Source organism: Holdemania sp. 1001302B_160321_E10, from assembly GCF_015552275.1.
Classification (GTDB): domain Bacteria; phylum Bacillota_I; class Bacilli_A; order Erysipelotrichales; family Erysipelotrichaceae; genus Holdemania.
In genome coordinates this window covers 33,909-51,937 of the sequence record NZ_JADNEM010000017.1, presented here as the reverse complement: position 1 = coordinate 51,937, position 18,029 = coordinate 33,909, and the positions used below count along the sequence as shown (strand labels likewise).

18 protein-coding genes and 2 tRNA genes are annotated in these 18,029 nt (G+C 55.4%); 3 read left to right on the top strand and 17 right to left on the bottom strand.

Annotation, left to right across the window (positions count from 1 at the left end):
* Window positions 1-18 precede the first annotated feature (18 nt).
* From I2D94_RS11305 to I2D94_RS11290, 4 genes are all read right to left on the bottom strand, one after another.
* Window positions 19-447, bottom strand: a complete 429-nt coding sequence (locus tag I2D94_RS11305) for a competence protein ComK (protein ID WP_072684476.1) — start codon at window positions 445-447, stop codon at window positions 19-21.
* 351 nt (window positions 448-798) lie between these two features.
* Window positions 799-1,281 carry a RidA family protein gene (locus I2D94_RS11300; protein ID WP_006060666.1) on the bottom strand — a complete coding sequence of 161 codons (483 nt, stop codon included), beginning with the start codon at window positions 1,279-1,281 and terminating at the stop codon, window positions 799-801.
* 51 nt (window positions 1,282-1,332) lie between these two features.
* Window positions 1,333-1,494 carry a hypothetical protein gene (locus tag I2D94_RS11295; RefSeq protein WP_159432785.1) on the bottom strand — a complete coding sequence of 54 codons (162 nt, stop codon included), beginning with the start codon at window positions 1,492-1,494 and terminating at the stop codon, window positions 1,333-1,335.
* Between the two features lie 39 nt (window positions 1,495-1,533).
* A complete protein-coding gene (locus tag I2D94_RS11290; protein WP_195396968.1) occupies window positions 1,534-2,199 on the bottom strand; it encodes a hypothetical protein in 666 nt (221 codons plus the stop codon).
* A 61-nt stretch (window positions 2,200-2,260) separates the two neighbouring features.
* Here I2D94_RS11290 and I2D94_RS11285 point away from each other — a divergent pair, with 61 nt between their 5' ends.
* Entirely contained in the window at window positions 2,261-2,515 is a 255-nt protein-coding gene (locus tag I2D94_RS11285; protein ID WP_006060663.1) for a DUF3892 domain-containing protein, read from the top strand.
* Window positions 2,516-2,676: 161 nt separating this feature from the next.
* Here I2D94_RS11285 and I2D94_RS11280 read toward each other — a convergent pair whose 3' ends face one another.
* From I2D94_RS11280 to I2D94_RS11225, 12 genes are all read right to left on the bottom strand, one after another.
* Window positions 2,677-3,822, bottom strand: a complete 1,146-nt coding sequence (locus tag I2D94_RS11280; RefSeq protein WP_195396967.1) for a VWA domain-containing protein — start codon at window positions 3,820-3,822, stop codon at window positions 2,677-2,679.
* Window positions 3,822-6,035, bottom strand: coding sequence for a DUF5682 family protein (locus I2D94_RS11275; protein WP_195396966.1), 2,214 nt, complete (start codon window positions 6,033-6,035; stop codon window positions 3,822-3,824). The genes I2D94_RS11280 and I2D94_RS11275 overlap by 1 nt, the downstream gene beginning before the upstream one ends.
* A complete protein-coding gene (locus I2D94_RS11270) occupies window positions 6,035-7,123 on the bottom strand; it encodes an AAA family ATPase (protein WP_195396964.1) in 1,089 nt (362 codons plus the stop codon). Before I2D94_RS11270 ends, I2D94_RS11275 begins: the two co-directional genes overlap by 1 nt.
* Window positions 7,123-9,042, bottom strand: a complete 1,920-nt coding sequence (locus I2D94_RS11265; RefSeq protein WP_195396963.1) for a hypothetical protein — start codon at window positions 9,040-9,042, stop codon at window positions 7,123-7,125. The genes I2D94_RS11270 and I2D94_RS11265 overlap by 1 nt, the downstream gene beginning before the upstream one ends.
* A 12-nt stretch (window positions 9,043-9,054) precedes the next feature.
* Complete coding sequence (locus tag I2D94_RS11260) at window positions 9,055-10,479, bottom strand: SWIM zinc finger family protein (protein WP_195396962.1); 1,425 nt, start codon at window positions 10,477-10,479, stop codon at window positions 9,055-9,057.
* A 252-nt stretch (window positions 10,480-10,731) separates the two neighbouring features.
* On the bottom strand, window positions 10,732-11,310 hold the full coding sequence (locus I2D94_RS11255; protein WP_195396961.1) for a hypothetical protein: 579 nt from the start codon (window positions 11,308-11,310) through the stop codon (window positions 10,732-10,734).
* On the bottom strand, window positions 11,307-11,816 hold the full coding sequence (locus I2D94_RS11250) for a tRNA (cytidine(34)-2'-O)-methyltransferase (protein WP_006060655.1): 510 nt from the start codon (window positions 11,814-11,816) through the stop codon (window positions 11,307-11,309). The genes I2D94_RS11255 and I2D94_RS11250 overlap by 4 nt, the downstream gene beginning before the upstream one ends.
* The gene (locus tag I2D94_RS11245; protein WP_195396960.1) at window positions 11,813-12,511 is read right to left on the bottom strand and encodes a TIGR01906 family membrane protein; all 699 of its coding nucleotides are present in this window, start codon (window positions 12,509-12,511) and stop codon (window positions 11,813-11,815) included. Before I2D94_RS11245 ends, I2D94_RS11250 begins: the two co-directional genes overlap by 4 nt.
* A complete protein-coding gene (gene rdgB / locus I2D94_RS11240; protein WP_195396959.1) occupies window positions 12,498-13,088 on the bottom strand; it encodes an RdgB/HAM1 family non-canonical purine NTP pyrophosphatase in 591 nt (196 codons plus the stop codon). The genes I2D94_RS11245 and rdgB overlap by 14 nt, the downstream gene beginning before the upstream one ends.
* Window positions 13,073-14,731, bottom strand: coding sequence for a B12-binding domain-containing radical SAM protein (locus I2D94_RS11235; RefSeq protein ID WP_195396958.1), 1,659 nt, complete (start codon window positions 14,729-14,731; stop codon window positions 13,073-13,075). The genes rdgB and I2D94_RS11235 overlap by 16 nt, the downstream gene beginning before the upstream one ends.
* 122 nt (window positions 14,732-14,853) lie before the next feature.
* Window positions 14,854-15,834, bottom strand: coding sequence for a hypothetical protein (locus I2D94_RS11230; RefSeq protein ID WP_195396957.1), 981 nt, complete (start codon window positions 15,832-15,834; stop codon window positions 14,854-14,856).
* Entirely contained in the window at window positions 15,834-16,910 is a 1,077-nt protein-coding gene (locus tag I2D94_RS11225; RefSeq protein WP_195396956.1) for a M42 family metallopeptidase, read from the bottom strand. Before I2D94_RS11225 ends, I2D94_RS11230 begins: the two co-directional genes overlap by 1 nt.
* 142 nt (window positions 16,911-17,052) lie before the next feature.
* Between I2D94_RS11225 and I2D94_RS11220 the strand changes: the two genes are divergently transcribed.
* Window positions 17,053-17,127 (top strand) — tRNA-Gln (locus I2D94_RS11220).
* Window positions 17,128-17,359: 232 nt separating this feature from the next.
* Window positions 17,360-17,740, top strand: coding sequence for a YkvA family protein (locus tag I2D94_RS11215; protein ID WP_195396955.1), 381 nt, complete (start codon window positions 17,360-17,362; stop codon window positions 17,738-17,740).
* Between the two features lie 102 nt (window positions 17,741-17,842).
* On the opposite strand, the gene I2D94_RS11210 is transcribed toward I2D94_RS11215, so the two are convergent.
* A tRNA-Gln gene (locus I2D94_RS11210) sits at window positions 17,843-17,917 on the bottom strand.
* Between the last annotated feature and the right edge of the window lie 112 nt (window positions 17,918-18,029).

Here is an 18,029-nt window from a genome sequence, read left to right as displayed (position 1 = left end):
CAAACATCATCGTCTGATTCACCGCAGGCCGTTCAACATTTCCAAATATTGCAGGCTGCGGTTGCGCTGCTGACGCAGACTGCGGGCGCAGACCGGTATCCGGTAAACAACGCCGGTATCAAAACAAACCACGGCGATCCCGTCATCGCTCATAATCTTGCGAATGCGGTCAGCCCGCAGGTAAAGACAGTCATCGCGCTCCATGGACACGGTCGGAATAAAGATCTGGGGCGGATAGCCGCCGATATAAAGCGCCGGTTTCTGGATGATTCCCATTTTCTTACGGTAACCATCCAGCCGCCCTTCCAGGCTGCTTCCCGCTTCGACGCACCAGCGGCGCAGCCATTTTACCGGTTTGTCCGGCAGTGCGCTGATTGTCCCATCGAAATGGACCGCAATCGTGCAGCAGTTTGCTGAATCGTAGTAAAGTAGTAATAAGTCTCTCATAAATTCCCCTTTTTAATGCTTTGGTGAGTGATCCGTCACTAGTAATCATTGCAGAAAATTTAAAAAATCCTGTTTTTTTCTCGTTCTTCGTAAATATTTCTGTTACACACTGGGCAGGCAAATTTTTATTTTATTCGCATAATTCATACAAACCCGTCAGCTCTATTTATACCCGGCTGGCAGTTTTAACATTCTATTTTCAATTTATTCTTACCGCTTGAAAAAAACATAAAAAAACTCCCGCAAAGCGAGAGTAAAAACCGGAATTTCCGCTGCAATTTCCCTGTTTTTTGATTGTTCAAAGACAAAACAATCCTTATAGAGAAGCCTCAGTCCAATTTTTGTGTTAGGTTATTCTCCGCAGCAGTCACCGCCGCAGCAGCCGCCTTCATCCGAGGAGCAGCCCCCGCCGCAGCCTCCGCAGCCGCCCTGCATCTGGCGTTCATAGACGAGCGTGTCGATGACCAGGCATTCGATCTCAACCTTCGCGCCTTTCGGCAGCGCGCCAACCTGCACCGTGGAACGGGCTGGATACGGCCGGTCAAAATACGTGGCATAAATCTCGTTCATCGCATTGAATTCGCCCAGGTCGGTCATGAAGACCGTCGTCTTGACGATGTGGCGCATTTCCAGATTCATCTCCGCCAACAGCGCTTCGATATTCTTTAATACCTGGTGAGTCTGTTCCTGGATGCCGCCCGCGACGATTTCGCCGCTGGCCGGATCCACCGGAATCTGGCCGGACATATAAACAAAGTCGCCCAGCTTCACCGCCGGGGTGTACGGGCCAATCGCTTTCGGCGCATTGGCAGATGTAATTTCCTGAATCAGCATGTTTACCTCCTGTACGTTTGCCGTTTTGAGTCTGATTTTATGATCGGATTCCTATTCGTCTTCTTCAAAATCCTGGATATAGTAATCCCGCTCCAGATCCATAATCCGCCGCGCGTGGCGCGAGCTGAAATGCTTGACGACCTGAAACGCCGCAATGATTAAAAGAAGCGCGAGAAAGGCAACAGATAAGAAGTCATTGACGTTTTCGATCATTTTCCATCACCTCTGACGCCTATTATACTGGACTTCAGGTTAATTTTCAAATAGAGAACCCTCGGCGATGAAAAAAACCGGCGTCGTCAGGATCAGCGCCTTCCCCTGCGGCCGGATCCAGAACCGTCCGCCCTCGCACAACGCTAACGCCGGACCGGAAAGCAGTCTGTCTTTCCGCAGGCAGGCATAGGCGCACAGCGCCCCTTCCGCACTGCTGCAGATTCGTCCCTGCACCGGCACGCTGGAATCCAGATAAAAGGACTGCGCGTCGATCAGCCGCCAGCGATGCACCGCATGATCCGGCGGATCCCAGGGCAGAATCCCCTCCCCGCGGCATTCATGCTGACCATAATAGCCGATGAAGTCTTTCGTAACCTGCGGACGCGGCAGGCACAGCGCGATTCCATTTTTCTCGATAAACCAGCTGATCCAGCGGTCCGGCGTCCGAATCGTGCCCTGAGCTTGATTCTGCATGCGTTTCTGCCAGACTGCCTTGGCCAGCACCGCGGACAAGAGCGAGGGGCCGTCATTGCCCTGCGCATCGAGCAGAACGCTTCCTTCTTCAGCCTGTTCGCCAACGCCCGCCAGCTGATCGCCGCCGATACCCAGCCCCCCGCTCAGAATCCGGGACGCCGATTCGGCATGGGGCGGCTGATCGATCAGTACTGTCGACAAATCCGCAGCCGCAAATTTCCAGAATTTCACAATATCACCTCAAGTATATTTATGCTGGCCGGGCTCAGAATAATGTCAGGAGGCGATAAATATGGCAAGAAAAAACGAGAAAACTGAATCCAGCAAAGAACGTTTCGTCGCTGTTCGTAAGAACAACGAAGGAAACCTGTGTGAATTTAAGTCCAACACAGGCAAGGTCTATGACTATGAGATGGCGATCGAAGCTATCGAACAGGGCAAGATCGAGGGCGCGATGCTGTTTACAGGCCGTGACGGAAAGCAGCACATCCGTTCTAAGAACGATGGCGATCCGAACACGAAGTTCTCTAACCTGAAAGAGTTCTAAGTTTTCCTCCTTAACTCAAATCAGGGCTGCCGGAATCAACTCTCCGGTATAGAAAAAAGCAGGGCAAAATCCCTGCTTTTTTCTATACTTTCACGCAAAACTAAATTGTTCACCAACTTAGCGGAAAGGATCGTCGCCAACCTTGCCGCTTTTTAAGCGAATCAGCCGAACCGGGCCAGATCCTGTTTCTGGAAAACCGCCTGAAGCAGCTCCGGCAGCCGCTGGGGTGTGCAGGCAAAACAGGGAATCGCGAGATTGGCCACGCGCTGGGCCATATCCTGGTTGTAATACGGCTTGCCGCCATCCTGAATCGCCAACAGGCAGATCACGGTCACACCGCTTTCCTTCATCGCCTGCAGCCGGTGAAGCAGTCCGGCGTGATTGCCGCCCTCATCCAGATCGGAAATCAAGAAGAAGATTGTTTTGTTCGGCTCCTCAATCAGCTGCTCGCAATATTTTACCGATTTATGGATATCGGTTCCCCCGCCCAGCTGGAAACCGTAAAGCAGCTCGACCGGATCGCTGCACAGCTCGCTGAGATCGACAATCGTCGTATCAAACGCCACGACGTGCGTGCGCACCGCGTTCATGCTCGCCAAAATGCAGGCCGTAACGGAGGAATAGAGGATCGAGCTGGACATGGAACCGCTCTGATCAATATCCAGAATCACATGCCAGCGGTTGCTTTTCTGCTTGCGGTCAAAGAAATAGACGCGCTCCGGCACGATCGTCTGCAGCGCAGGCGAATAGTGCTTCAGATTTTTGCGCACGGTATAAGGAAAATCAATCGCCGCGGCGCTGGGCAGCGGGGAATGCTCCTGCTTCGCCAGGGCGGCATGCACGCACCGCTGCAGCTGTGAGGCCAGCTGACGGTTGATCAGCTCGACAATTTTACGGATGTAGGCGCGCGCCTGATCCTTCGACTTCGCCGGGATCAGATCTTTTAACGTAAGCAATACGCTGGCCATTTCCAAATCCGGTTCCAGCTGTTCCAGCAGCTCCGGCTCCATCAACAGCTGCTTCCAGCCTTTCCGTTCGATCGCATCCTGCTGAATGACCTTGACCAGATCCGGATCAAACAGCGAGCGGATGTCCTTCAGCCACTTTGTGATCTGCGGATGGCTGGGGCCCAGGCCGGCTCCGCTGCCCGCGGCTTCCCCGATTCCGCCATACACCGCCGCCAGTGCGGCATCCAGCGCCAGACCGCGGCGGTCCAGCTTAAAATCGGGATCCAGCTTTTGAAATTCAGACTCTGTTTGAACGCCGAGGATTAACCGCCAGCGCGTTAATTTTTGTTGAGTATCCATCAGAATTCACCAAAATCAAAATCTTCCAGTTCGCTCAGAAGATCTTGTTCCTCTTGTTTTAACTCGTCGTTGAGCACTTCCGCAACGCTGTCTTCATCCAGCTGCCACAGACTGCCCAGATTCTGCGCGACCGCTTGCTTTTCCGCGGCGCTGTACGTACCGAATGCCCGCCGCAAAACCAGCAGAATACGCTGGAAATCCGGATCGGACAGACTGGCGATGTATTCGTCGAGCTGCCGCCACAGATACGCGCGGGCGATCAGGGCATAATGATTGCGCAGCATCAGGCCCTCAAAGCTGGCCGCCGCGATTTCCGCGGGCACCCCCGGCGACAGCCGATAGCTTATCCACTGCTCCAACTCTGCTTCCGCCAACAGCCCCCGTTCCAGCCGGATCGCCGCCGCATAGCCGCCTAACAGCGGATGGACGTCGTCGCGGCCGGATAATTCCGTTAAGACGTCCAGCCAGGTTTCCTCCATGTAATGATCGTGCAGAATCGACAGCTCATTGATGGAACCCAGCGCTTCCATGACGCCGCGGGCGGCTTTGCCATCGCACTGGCAGCTGCCCGGACAGAGCAGCAGCGCGCGGTAAAACAGCTGGTGAAACAACGGCTCAATCGCCGTACTGTCCATTCGCCGCAGCGAACCAAACCGCAGCAGCGTGCTCAGCCGGCGCGCCGTCTTGACGATCTCCTCCAAGGCCGAGGAATCAATCGCCAGCGCCTGCACCGCTTTTAAAGCATCGTCAAGACTTTCCTGCAGGCCGCAGAGAAACGCTTCTTCCACGACCGCCGCGCATTCGCTGAGCTGCTGCGCACGGGCCAGCTGTTCACGCAGCACAAACTGAGCGGCGGAAGCGACGCTGTCGCCGGACAGCGATGCTTCAATCAACGTGATCTCCGCCGTACTGCTCCACTTCAAATCCCAGCTTTCCTTCCAATCGCCGCGGGCCTGAGTTTTTGGCCGCAGCGTGCCAAACGGAACGCCGAGCACCCGCAGCCGATGCAGAAACATCGACCGGCGCAGATCGAGAAACGCGGACGCTTCCGTCTTCACCGTGGTCTTCTCCCGCAGATCCAGTTCCAGTAAATTCGCTGTCAGCGTGTTGTAGCGCTGCAGCTTCAACGTCCGCAGCGCCTGATAAAAATCATTCTGAATCGCCGTCTGCGACAGACCCTGGGGAAGACTTCCGATCGCCGTGCCGATTTCCGTATCGACAAAAGCTTCCATTAAAACTGTCGGGCGCCCCTCGCCCATACAGGCCATCGCGGCATCCTTTAAATCCTGCAAAGAAGGCGTCGCTTCCTGCCGCAGCGCGGCCAGACTCTGCGCCAACTGCAGCGCTTCGATGACCTGGGCGGTGGAACAAGGATAGCCATGTTTGCGCTGATAAAACGATAATTGCGACAAGTAAGCCGCGGCCGCCTGATCAGGGTGCCCCTTGCGTCCATACTGCCAGAGTTGTTCATAGTAGGCTGGCGCTTTGTTGCCGGCACCATAACCGGAGAGCGAGGCCAGCCGGAAATAGGAATACGGCATGAGCGTTCGCCGGACGGACAGCGCCGGAAGCTTTTCTGCTTGTCCGCAAGCCTGCGGTGTTTCAAGACCTTCGCCATGGTACGCGCCGCAGATCACCGCAATTCGTTCCGCGTCGATTCCGCTTTGAATATAATGATCGATGACTCCGCGCATAAACGCCTCACGGCGCAGCGTCAGCGCATCCGGCGGCTGAAGCTGGCGCAGATGATGCGCGAACAGTGCCAGCGCTTCGGCAAACTTCGCCCCGTCCGTTTCATGCTCAAACATCCGTTCCCAACGATCCTCTTCATCCAGCTTCAAATCCATGGCCTGATCCTGCGCCTGATCGTTTGCCTGCGGTTTGTCCGGCGTGTCGTTTTGCACCAGAAACGCCGCGGCAGGCAGATCCATAAACGCACACGGTACCTGATGGGCATGCGCCCATTGCATCGCGACATACTCTGGCGAATAGCACGCAAACGGATATAAAACCGAGCGGACCGGCGTTGTGTCAGTGTACGCCATGATCGCAAACGGCGGCGTCAGTTCCGCGCTGACGATCGCTTCGATGAAATCGCTGCAGTCGCTCGGACCTTCGATCAGGACGACCTGGGGCTGAAGCTGATCAAGAAACGCACTCAGATGGAGCGAACAGGCCGGCGAGAGATGACGGACGCCGAAAACCGCCGCCATTATTTATTCAGCTCCATGCATGCGTGATAGAGCTCATAATAGGCCAGGCCTTTCTTCTTCAGAATATTTTCCAGATAGTCCTTCCACGCCACGCCGTCTTTCGCTTCATCCTTGACGATCGCTCCCTGCAAGCCCGCGGCCACATCCGCGGCGCGGATTTTTCCATCCCCAAAGCTCGCCGCCAGCGCCATACTGTTCGCCAAGAGCGAAATCGCCTCGGCGGAGGACAAGACGCCGGAGGTCGTTTTCACTTTCAGCTTACCGTCCAGCGTCGCCCCGGCGCGCAGCTCGCGGAAGATCGTGACGACCTGTTCGACAATGTCCTGATCCGGCATTTTCGCCTGCAGGCCCAGCGATCCCGACAGCTGGCCAACCCGCTGGGTAACGATCTCCATCTCCGTCTTCAAATCGCCCGGCGCCGGCAGCACAACGATGTTAAACCGCCGTTTTAAAGCTGCCGACATCTCGTTGACGCCCTTGTCGCGGGTGTTTGCGGTAGCGATCAAAGAGAACCCTTTCTGCGCCGGAATTTCCAGATTCAGCTCCGGCACCGACACCCGTTTTTCCGACAGGATCGAGATCAGCGCGTCCTGGACCTCGCTGGCGCAGCGGCTGATTTCCTCAAAGCGCACAAGACTGCCGCTTTCCATCGCGTGCAGCAGCGGACTTTTGACCAGCGCTTCCTCGCTGGGACCCTTGGCGATCAGCATCGCGTAGTTCCACGAATAGCGGATCGCTTCCTCACTGGTGCCGGCGGTGCCCTGGATCACTTTTGTCGAATCGCCGTTGATCGCCGCGCACAGATGCTCGCTTAGCCACGACTTCGCCGTGCCCGGCTCGCCGATCAAAAGCAGCGCCCGGTCGGTGACCAGCGTCGCGATCGCGATTTCAACTAAACGCGGGTTGCCGATGTATTTCGGCGTGATCTCGAGCTTGCCGCTGCGCCCGCCGCAGATATAGGTGAAGACGGAACGGGGCGACATGTTCCAGCCGGGCGGAACCGGGTATTGTTCGTTGGCGATTAACGTATCCAGCTCCGTTTGATACAAGATTTCGGCCGGCAGCCGTTGAAATTTCTGATTTTCCATTATTCATCCTCGCTTTCTTCACATTGCGTGATCGCACTTTCCAGCACGTAGAACTCCCACAACTGGGCGTTCGGCCGTTTTTTCTTCCAATCGTCCTGCAGCTCGTTTAAGACCGGGACTGCTTCGCGCGGGCGGCAGAAAGCTCGCGTCATCATCGCCATCTGCCCCGGACCGAAAGCGCTGTGTTTTAAATAGGCAAGCAGTTCCTCTTTCAGCGGCAGTCCGTAAACTTGTTTAAAATACAAGTGCCCTGCCGTCTGGCGGCGTTGATCAAAATAATCGGAAAGCTTCTGCTTCAGAAGCTCGTTTTCCGGATCGGCCAGATGCACCAGCACGCTGCTGCCTAACGGATCCTCCGCGCCGTAAACTTTGACAGTGGTTTTCTTAAACAGTCCCTTCTCCACGTTCCGCTGACCCGTTAACAGGTCGATCCAGCGCAGATCAAGTGTCTTCCCTAACGGAATGACCGCCGTGTCTTCCTGAAGCGGATTGGCGATCAAGGCGCTGCGGTAAACGTATTGCTTTAAAGCCTCATCGTATTCCACACAGGCCCAGAGCTGATTGAAAAAGGAACGCGGCTGACCGGCAAACGCTTCCGTCAATTCCCCGTAAGCCTGCTCGAAGTTCTGAATCAGACGCATCCGGGCATACAGCGCGGCGGCTTTGTCCGGCCAGCGCTGAACCAGCGTCTTGATCAGCGCTTCGGCCGCGGCGTTTTGATCTGCCAGCCAGCTGGTGAACACGATTTCCAATACGATTTCACTCAGCGTCCGCTCGCAGCTGCCGGCCACCAGATACGCTAACGGCCTGACCCGCGCAAAGCGGATATGCGTGCGGAACGGCTTTTTTTGATGATCGCGGACCGCGCTGAACGCAGCGTCCTGATCGAGAATCCAGCTCACCAGCTCCGTGATGGCCGGACCGGTTTTATAGGCGAGAAGCTTCAAGGACTCGATCAGCGCCTTTTCCGCATCGAGCGTAGGCAGCGCCTGAGCTTCCAGCACAGACTGCAGCTGTTCCTTCACGCTGGCGCAGACGAGCGCGGTGATCTCAGGATCGTTGGTATAGCCGGCATAGTGCAGAAAACGGCTGTTTTTACGAATCTTTTCCAACAAAAACGCGTCGACCTTCGGATCGCGGATACGTGTCAGGGCGTACAGCGCAGTTTCTTTCAGCTTCCCCTTTTCGTTATTGGCAATCCGCATCAAAAGATCAAGGTTGTCCGGATCGCAGGCCAGTCCCCGGATGATTTCCTTCAAAATCGCCGGCTGGGCCAGCGGAACCATCGCCTGGTAAAACGCATTTTCCCGGTTTCCCGCCAGATCAACAATCAGCCGGATCCGCCGCAGCATCGCCTTCTTGCCGGCGGGATCGAAGCCTTCCTTTAAAAACGGAACGATCCCCGCCCCGCAGGCGCGCAGAATCTGTTCGTTAAGCTCAGCCAGTTCGCCATACGCGTCGTCCAGGTCCGCGATCAGCGCCGGCAGCACGCGGTAGTCCGCGAACCGTTCAGGATGATGCTGATATGTTTTTTCAATAATTTCGTAGCGGCCGCTTCCGGTTGTCGTCAAAGCCTGAATTAACGGTTTCAGCTGGGAATAGCGGATGTCGGTATAGGCTTTTTCCGCCGGCAGAATGATCGCTTCACCGGCGGCGTCCGTTTTCCAATCCGCCTGGGTGATCAGCATCGCTTCCAACAGCGACAGCGTTTCCAACAGCCGGTCCGCAAACAACTCGGTGTCGTCCGCCAGACTTTGAAGCAAATTGTAAAGCCGCTGGAACACCGGGGATTTCGCAGCGAGCACGCCGACCTTTTTCTGTAATTCCGGCAGCCGCGGGTCGCTGAGCAGAATCGTGCCGCCCGCCGCCAGTCCCGTCCGCAGCCGGGCTTGCAGATCAAATAAAAGTTGCAGGATCATTTCCGCCACCTCCTAGTACAACAGCCGGACGATGTGTTCGGCACTGATTAAACTCATCGGCTTCGCGATGAGCCGGTGGGTTTGAGCTTCGTAGGAAAACAAGAGAAGCGCGCATTGGTCTGCCAACAATTTCTGTTCAGGCAGCGCCGTCAGCGCCATCAACGACATTCCCTCCAGCGGCGAAAGCGCCAGCGCCTCACCCTGCCGGTCCAACATCACAAATCCCTCGTCCTGGCGGCGGATCTCGGCATACGCGATCAGCGCTGCGACTTCATTTTTGACGAAGGGATTTTTCAGCTTGTTTTTAACGTCCTTGATCACCGTTTCCAACGTTTCGCCGGCGGCTTGCCGGATCCGGGCGTAATCGTCCCCGTTCAGCGGCTCAGTTGTCCTCGTTTCTTCATAGCGCAGCCGGCGGTTGCCGGCGCCGGGGTACAGGTAAACCGCGGGCGCCTTGATTTTCATCAATACGCTGTCTTCTTCCCGGATGTATTTCTCCGCCTTTTTCGGTCGGATATGAATCGTTTTATGAATTTCATTGAGCGGATAGACAAACCAGAACCCTTCCTCCACGGTTTCCTGATGCGCTGAATCATAGCGCACGCGGAAGCCGAGCTGAATCAGGGACTGTTCCCCGATCTCAAAGCCTTGTTCCTTCAAATCGCTGAGATTCCAGATCGTGCCGAGTCCCTCTTCTATTCCCTTTTCCTCCGGAGTCACCGGCTGATCCTGAAGCTTCTTGTTCAGATACTGCCGGCCCTGCTTTACCGTCTGGTTCAGCCGCAAAAGTTCGGTAAACACCGCGTCGTAAGTTCCCTCTGAAGTCTGAGCGGTGCGCGCTGCCGCGATCAGCGTCACAAGCTGGCGCTGAATGCCGGGCAGATAATAATCGTTCATCTGCTTCGCCAGCGCTTCGTAATCCTTAAGCGAATTGTTGACAAACGCGCTTACGCCGCTGCGCACGAGATCCCGCAGCATTCTGTCGCAGACGTCCAGGCCTTCCAGCTGCTTCAGCCAGCGCTTGTTATTCGCCGTCTTCTTCGTTTTCTTCGGCTTTGCCTGCGGCGGTTCGGCTTCCGTTTCCGCCTGGGTGCTCCGCTTCGCCAGCCGCTCGCGCTTTCTGAGGATATCCTCCGGGATCGCGCCCGTTTCAAACGCCGCTTTTTGAGCTATCGCGTACAACAAGCCGAGGCTGTGCTTGCACGGAAACTGCCGGCTCGGACAGCTGCATCGGAATACCGGATGCGCCGGGTCCAGAAAATCGGCGGACGTCGTATAATTAGAACTGCCGCTGCCCTGGCATTCCCCCATATAAAAAGTATCGTCCTCGCTGCGAACCAGCCTGACAAATTTACCGCTCTGAACAAGCGCTTTCGCATTCTTCAGTGCGTTCGCGTTGACAGCCTGTTCCGCGATCCAGCTTTCTTTGATCTCCATACCGTTCCTCCTGACTTTGTGATGCTTTTATTTTACCATAGATGAGGAAGGACGCAGTAAGAGATCGTCCGATTTACGAAATTCTTCATCGTTAGAATCCCACCCCAGTTTCCCCCGCCCTGCTCAACGATTGCCGGATACGGAGATTGTAGAATAAAGAATAAAAAAAAGCCCGAAAGCAAAGCAGCGAACCGGCTTAAGGACTTCTTGAATTTCTTATGATCTATGCGAATTGTTTTTCGCTGGAACTCACTATGACTTCACATTCTCCGGCGCCAGAAAATCGCGGTAGAGCGCTAAGGGAATCTGAATCAGCGCCAGCATCAGCTGCAGCGTCGCCAACGACCCCACGGCGATCCCGGCATAGGCAAACTGCTGGATCGCTTTGAGCGTGGTGAGGGAAAAATAGCTGCGCGTTACAAAAAAACCGCCGGCGATTACCATGACCAGCTCACATCCGATCAAGCAGCCTAAGCCCCTTCGTTTGCGACGGATATTTTTATCCTTGCCGCGCTGGGTGAAAAACATCGCGGCGACCAGGAGAAAGCCGATCTGCGGCCAGGCCAGCGCCGTTGCCGCACTGCTCAGCCAGTCGGAAAAGGCCAGCGGCGTCGCCAACAGATTCAGGATCGTCCGCCCCAGCCACGTTCCCTCTACCCAGGGATGGTGCGTCAGCGCCAGCACATCCTCAATGCTGCGCAGCTGGACTAACAAATACCCCAACCGGGCGTTGGCAAAGGCAAACACGGCCGCGCAGAAACAGCCGGCGCAGAACAAAATACAGATCCGGCGTTTTTCGGTTTGAAGCAGACGGTTGAACAGCGTAATCATACCAACAGCCAGTCCTCTCCCTTGATGTGCTCCGTTTTGCTTAAGCCCGGATAATCGAGCTGGCGCAGCACTTCATAGACGCAGATCGCGACGCAGTTGCTCAAGTTCAGGCTGCGGGCGTCGGCAACCATCGGCAGCCGTGCGCAGCGGTCCAGATGATCGCGCAGGATCGCCTTGGGAATGCCTGTGCTTTCGCGGCCGAACACCAGATAAATATCCTTTTCCGTCCGGGTATAGTCAAAACTGGCCGGCGGCTGCTTGCCATAGCGGGTTAAGAAGTAAAACTCCCCGTCCGGATTTTGCGCGCAGAACGCCGCCCAATCCGGATAGACGCTCATCTGCAGCTTTTCCCGGTAATCCATCCCGGAACGGCGGATCTTCTGTTCGTCTAACGAAAAACCCAGCGGCTCGATTAAATGCAGCCGGCAGTTTGCTGCGACGCAGGTCCGCATGATATTGCCGGTATTCTGCGGGATCTCCGGCTCATATAAAACAACATGAATCACGCTTGAACGCCTCCTTTGCTTTCAAACCAGGCCAAGACCAGACAGACCAGATAGCCCAGCCCGAATCCGCCGAGAATCCGGAATACCAGATTGAAGAAAAAGGTTTCCGGAACCATCATGATCAAGACGTCGGTATTGGGATCGAGCAGCCACAGGTCGTTGCGGAAAAAGATGTGGTGGAACATCGTCCAGAATTCGTTGAAATCGAGAAACGCGTAGAACGCCAGCGCCCCCGCCAGGCCCATCAGCACCGCCGAGGTTTTTAAAAACATCTTCGCTGTCTGCCGCCGCAGTGCCTTATCCTTTTTCATCACCAACAGACCCAATCCCACGATCACGATCGCCGCCGCCAGGTTCCGCACGCTCATCGCGTTGAGATAGAGTGCCTGAACGTCGACCATGTGGTCTTTTTCCCGCTGATTGAAAACCTCCTGCACCTGACCGCCGATGACGGCCTGCACGTCCAGATTCCCGCGCTTGCCCTGGGTATAGTCCAGCAGCACGTCGGTCGTTAAATCCAGATCTTCCTCACTCATGCCGATCGTCTGCGCAGTGTTCAGCTGGCGGTATTGATCGGCGTAAAACGGCCGGCTGAAGCAGTTGAGATCAACCGATGTCAAAATCAGCACGGCGATGAGCGCCACCGACCAGACCGCCTGCAGCGCCTTGACAAGAAACGAATCAGTTTTCTTCATGATGTAAATACTCCATTAACAAGCGCATCGCCTTGCCGCGGTGACTGACCTGATTCTTTTCTTCCTCACTTGCCTCAGCAAGTGTTTTGCACAGCGGCGGATAATAGAAAATCGGATCGTAGCCAAAGCCCTTACCCCCGGCGGGCTGGAACGCGACTGTCCCTTCGACCGTTCCCTCAAACACCTCGGTCGGCCTGCCCGGGCGCGCCAAGGCGATCGCACAGACAAACCGGCAGGTGCGGTCCGCCTGGCCGCTGACGCGCTCGATCAGATTCCGGTTCTTGATTTCGTAGCTTGTATCATGGCCCAGATAACGGGCCGAATACACGCCGGGTTCCTTGTTTAACGCGTCGATTTCCAGTCCGGAATCATCGGAAATCACAGTGCAGCCCAGCTGCGCGCACAGCGCTTCGGCTTTGATTACGGCGTTGGCCGCAAACGTCGTTCCGGTTTCCTCCGGTTCGGCAAACGTGCCGCATTCCTTCATGCCGATCACGGTGATCCCCAGCGGCGCAAACAGCGTGCGGAATTCCTCAATCTTATGTTGATTGCCCGACGCAATTACGATTTTATCCATTCTTGTTGTTCCTCCTCACTGAGCCAGATCCGCCGCACCGGCTGTCCGGGAACGGCCAGCACGATCTGAATCTGAATGCCGCCGGCCTGCCAGCCGACGTCAATTTGGGTATAATTATAAACCTGCTGCTCGTCAAAATCCATCCGCTGAACTAAATTCCTGCGGATTTCCTTGCGCTCCTCGGCGCTGAGATGCCGGATCGCCAGCGGCTTCTGGCGGTGGACAGACTGCATCAGATAATCGGTATTGACCCGCGCCTGCGCTTCCGGCTCTCCCACCAGCGGTGTTAACACCTCGATCAGCAGCTCATAGAGATCTTTCAGCTGATACGGATGGGGCAGCGCTTGCAGCCGCGCCCCGGCCTGCGCCATCAGGGCATAAGCGCTTAACTGAGGATGCTCCGCAAAGACGCTCTGTAAACATGCCCGGCAGCGGCCGCTGTTGAGCAGCTTTTCCGTTGCCAGATGCACGCACTCCACTTCCGCCAGATCCACTTCACTCAGCCACGCCGTCTTCGTCACGGTATACGGCGTCTGCGCTTCAAATTCCATGCCCCAAGCCGGTGCGCGTGCGATCATCGCCGTCCCCTTCAATAATTTCAGGATGCCGACCTGCAGCTCGCTGGGACACACGGCGAACAACCCGTTGTAGGATTGTTCAAAACTGGCCCGATCCTCATACGGCAGCCCCGCGATCAGATCCAGATGACAGACGTAGCCGCGCTTTAACAGCCGGCTTGTGACCTCAAGCAGACGCTGGTTGTCCTGCCGCCGGTCCACCGCTTCCAGGGTTTTGGAATTCAGCGACTGCACGCCGATTTCAAAGCGGTAGCGGGCCGGATCGGCTTCCTGTTCAAAGAAATCCAGCATCGCTTCGCTGATCGTATCGGCGACAACCTCAAACTGGAAGTTGATCGAAGGCGGCAGCGTTTCAATAAACCGTGCGATCCGCAGCGCCCGCTCGGGCATCACGTTGTACGTCCGGTCTAAAAACTTCACCTGCTTGACCGTCCGCTCTGCCAGCGGCGCCAGCTGCCGCAGGACATACGCTTCCGAAAACATCCGCACACGGTTGTCCGCCGAGGACAGGCAGTACGCACAATGATACGGACAACCCCGCGAGGTTTCAAGATAGAGGTAGCGATGCGCCATCGCTTCCTCGTCCATCGCCAGCCAGTAAGGACTTTCCAAGGTTTCCAGCCAGTTCAGGTCCACCCGCGCGTAAGCAACCGGACTGACGTAACTGCGGCTGACTAACCCGTCGATATCCGCTTCCCGGCGCACCGCCTGCCAGAACGTCTTCTCGCCTTCGCCCCGCAGCACCGCTTCAATCCCGGTGTCCAGCCAGTCTTCGCATTGATAGGAAACCTCCGGGCCGCCGATCAGAATTCGGACATGAGGCAGCTTGCGCTTGAGAATCGCAATCCATTTCCGGGTCAAATCCGCATTCCAGATATAGACCGAAATTCCGATCACCTCCGGCTGCCGCGAAGCGATCTGATCGCTGATCCGTTCCAGATCATCCTTGATCACAAATTCCATCAGCTCGACATCCGCCTCCGGAATCCGGCTGACATACAGCCAGCGCAGCGCCAGATTTTTATGGATATATTTGGCGTTGAGCGTGGTTAGCACAACTTTCATGTTTTATCACCTTTGCTATTCTAGCAGAAATCCCCTCGCTTTTCTATCCCCGGATCCCGCCGCAAACCGGTTTCGACAGAAAAAAAACTTTCCTTATGCCCAAGCCTAAGGAAAGTGCAATTTCAAGCATTCAGTTCTTCTTCAATCCATTGAATCGCCGGGTTTTCGCTCAGTATCTGATCGATCAGCCGGTTCATCTCGTCGACGCTGCGGCCGCTGTTGTGCGCGGAAACCAACGTGACCCAGCGGTCCGGTTCGTCACTGCGCTGCGCCTGCAGCATCATCATCGGCATCTGAAAGCTCTCAAACCGCCGCCGGCAGCGCAGCCGCAGGATTGGCGCTAACGTCTGCATCCGAAGCGTTTTTCCGGTCTCCAGCAGCACGCCGTGATGGACGATCAGCTTGAATGAAGGATAATAAGCCGCCTGCTCAAAGTCGTCCGCCAGACGCTCATACAAGCCTTTTTCGTCAGCTTCTTCCAGCTGCTGGCGAGCCGTTTTCTTGTTGTAGCGGCCGCTTAAGATCAGCAGTACGCCGGCCATGCCCAGGCCGATCAAAATCAGAACGTTGGCTAAGGGAAAGGCATGCTGCGCACCCTCGACTAACATCAGCGAACCGATTTCATCCTGCAGCGTCGTCAGATCGGCGTTCTCGTTGATCAGCATCTGCACGACTTCCAGCGCGTACTCCTGCAGCTGCTGCGGGATCGCTGCGCTTAAGCCTTCAACCACCAACGGCAGCGGCGCGATGTCCGTGTCGCCGTAGCTGTAATCAATGATCGGCCCGCAGCGTTTCGCCGTCGCTTCGCTCAGCATCACAATCCGCCAGGATAACCCGTCGGACGCTAAATAATAATGATTGGTCTTGTAGCCGTCGCTGCTGCTGGCAAACTCCTCGGTGCACAGCTGGATCTCATATTTCGCCTGTTCGTTGATCAGCGTTGTTTCGGTTAACGGCTTCGGCCCGGCGGACTTGAATACTGTATTCATGAGGATCGGGAAAAGCACCGCACCCGCAAGCAGGACCACGCCCAGAAGCATCCGCAGATGATTGCGCTTCAAGACCGCGTCGATTGGCCCCAGCGTTCTCCATGGGGATTCCATTACAAACCGTCCACGTCCGCCGCGCTCACAGTGTCGATGACGGCTTTCGCCAACGCCACAGCGGCTTCCACATCCGCCAGACAGGCGATACCATGATGCGAGTGAATGTAGCGGACTGGAATGCCCAGGACGACCGTCGGAATGCCGCGCTGACTTAACTGAATCATCGCGCCGTTATTCCCGCCGCCGCTGCGTACCGATTCCTGCACCGGAATGCCCCGGTCATGAGCCAAGGTCAAAACCTGGCGCATCCAGCGAGGGTTGGCAATAATCGAGCGATCCATGTGCCGCAGCATCAACCCTTTTCCCATCGCCGTCTGACAGAGCCAGTCTTCCGTAAACGTATCATCCGCCGGACAGCCCTCGAACACGATTGCCACGTCCGCCTCCAGCTGATGCAGCGCCGTCTGGATACCGCGGTCGCCGACTTCCTCCTGACTAGACAGACAGGCGGCGACATGATTGCGGTGAACAGCTGGATCGATTTGATCCAGCGTTTCCAATAGCGCCGCCACGCCGATCCGGCAGTCCAGCGCCTTGCCGATAATCAAGCCCTTCTCCCTCTGGATTTCGCATGTCACATCCGGCACGACCGGCGCACCGATCTCAATTTGAAAAACATCGCGGGTTTCTTCCAGCGAATGCGATCCAACGTCGATCACCATCGCACTGATCTCAGACGGCGCCCGCCGCTCGCTCTCGCTCATAAAATGCACCGGCTTGGCCGCGACCACGCCGCTGATATACTCTCCCCTGCGGTTTCTGACCTTCACCTTATGCGCCGGCACGGTATTCGCCGCCCAGCCGCCTAAGGGCAGAAACGTCAGCGTGCCATTCGGTTTGATCGCCTGGACCATAAACCCCAGCTCGTCGCTGTGAGCGTCCAGCAGGATCCGGACTTCCCCATCCGCCGCCTTGGGCTGGATGATCAAATTGCGCATGTGATCCTCGCGCACCGCATAGCGCGTTTCGTCGATCCAGCGCCGGGCTTCCGCCGCCGCCAGATCCTCAAAGCCGGACACGCCGTAAGCGTCGCTGAGCCGCCGGATCATCGTCAGCCGTTGTTCTGAATTCATAAAATCCCCTCACTTCTTTATCCATTGTAATCAGGAAGCGAATTTTTTGTCAATCAGGGATTCTAAAACTTTCCAGAAAAAGAAAAATTTTCAGGGTTGACTTTCTTTGAAAAAAGGGTAGAATATAAAAGCACCAAGTCATTGGGATGTAGCCAAGCGGTAAGGCTGTGGACTCTGAATCCACCATGCAAAGGTTCGAATCCTTTCATCCCAGCCATAAAAAATAGAAACCATCCAGCCGGATGGTTTTTTTGTCGCTGATGGAAAAGCTGACTGAGGAAAGGATTGACCCGCAGTTTGGCTTCTCTTTATAATAAATAATCAGAAGATAAATAACCAAACGATAAATAAACAGAAGAAAAAATGATGAATCCGATAAAACAGAAGCAATCCCTGCCTCTCTTCTTCAGGGGTTAAAAAGAATGCGAAAAGACCGGGAGGATGAACTGATGAATAAAGAAGAACGCCAACGCCGCATAAAAGATCGAATCCGTTCCTGCAAATCTGCCCTTCCCGTGCTGGCTCAGGCACTCAAAGATCCGAACACACCGAAGCGGGCGCGGTGGCTTTGCGCTCTGGCCGTCGGCTATGCCTTGTCTCCCCTTGATCTGATCCCCGATTTTATTCCCGTTTTGGGCGCGTTGGACGATCTGTTTCTGCTGCCGCTGCTCATCACGCTGGCGGTCAAATGTATTCCTGCCGAGGTCTGGCAGAAATGTCAGGCGCAGGCCCAGGCTCTGCCGCTCAAAGACGGGCGCTATGCTTTAGGCGTCGTGTTGTTTTGGCTTATTATTTTATTGTTGATTTTGAAAGGAATCGATTTACTTTAGCCAAGCGGTTCATCTTGAATGCCCCTTCATCCCCAGCCCTCCTCGTTTTACTTTAACAAGACATAAAAAAACTCATCTTTTACAGATGAGAAGTTTGTTTTATGGCTGGGATGAAAGGATTCGAACCTTTGCATGGTGGATTCAGAGTCCACAGCCTTACCGCTTGGCTACATCCCAATTTGGCTTGCTCTTATATTCTACGCTTTTTCATAAAAAAGTCAACCAGAATTTTCAAAATTTTATCAGATTTCCTTCCCCAGCGATCACGAAGTTCTCCCTTTTGATCCTT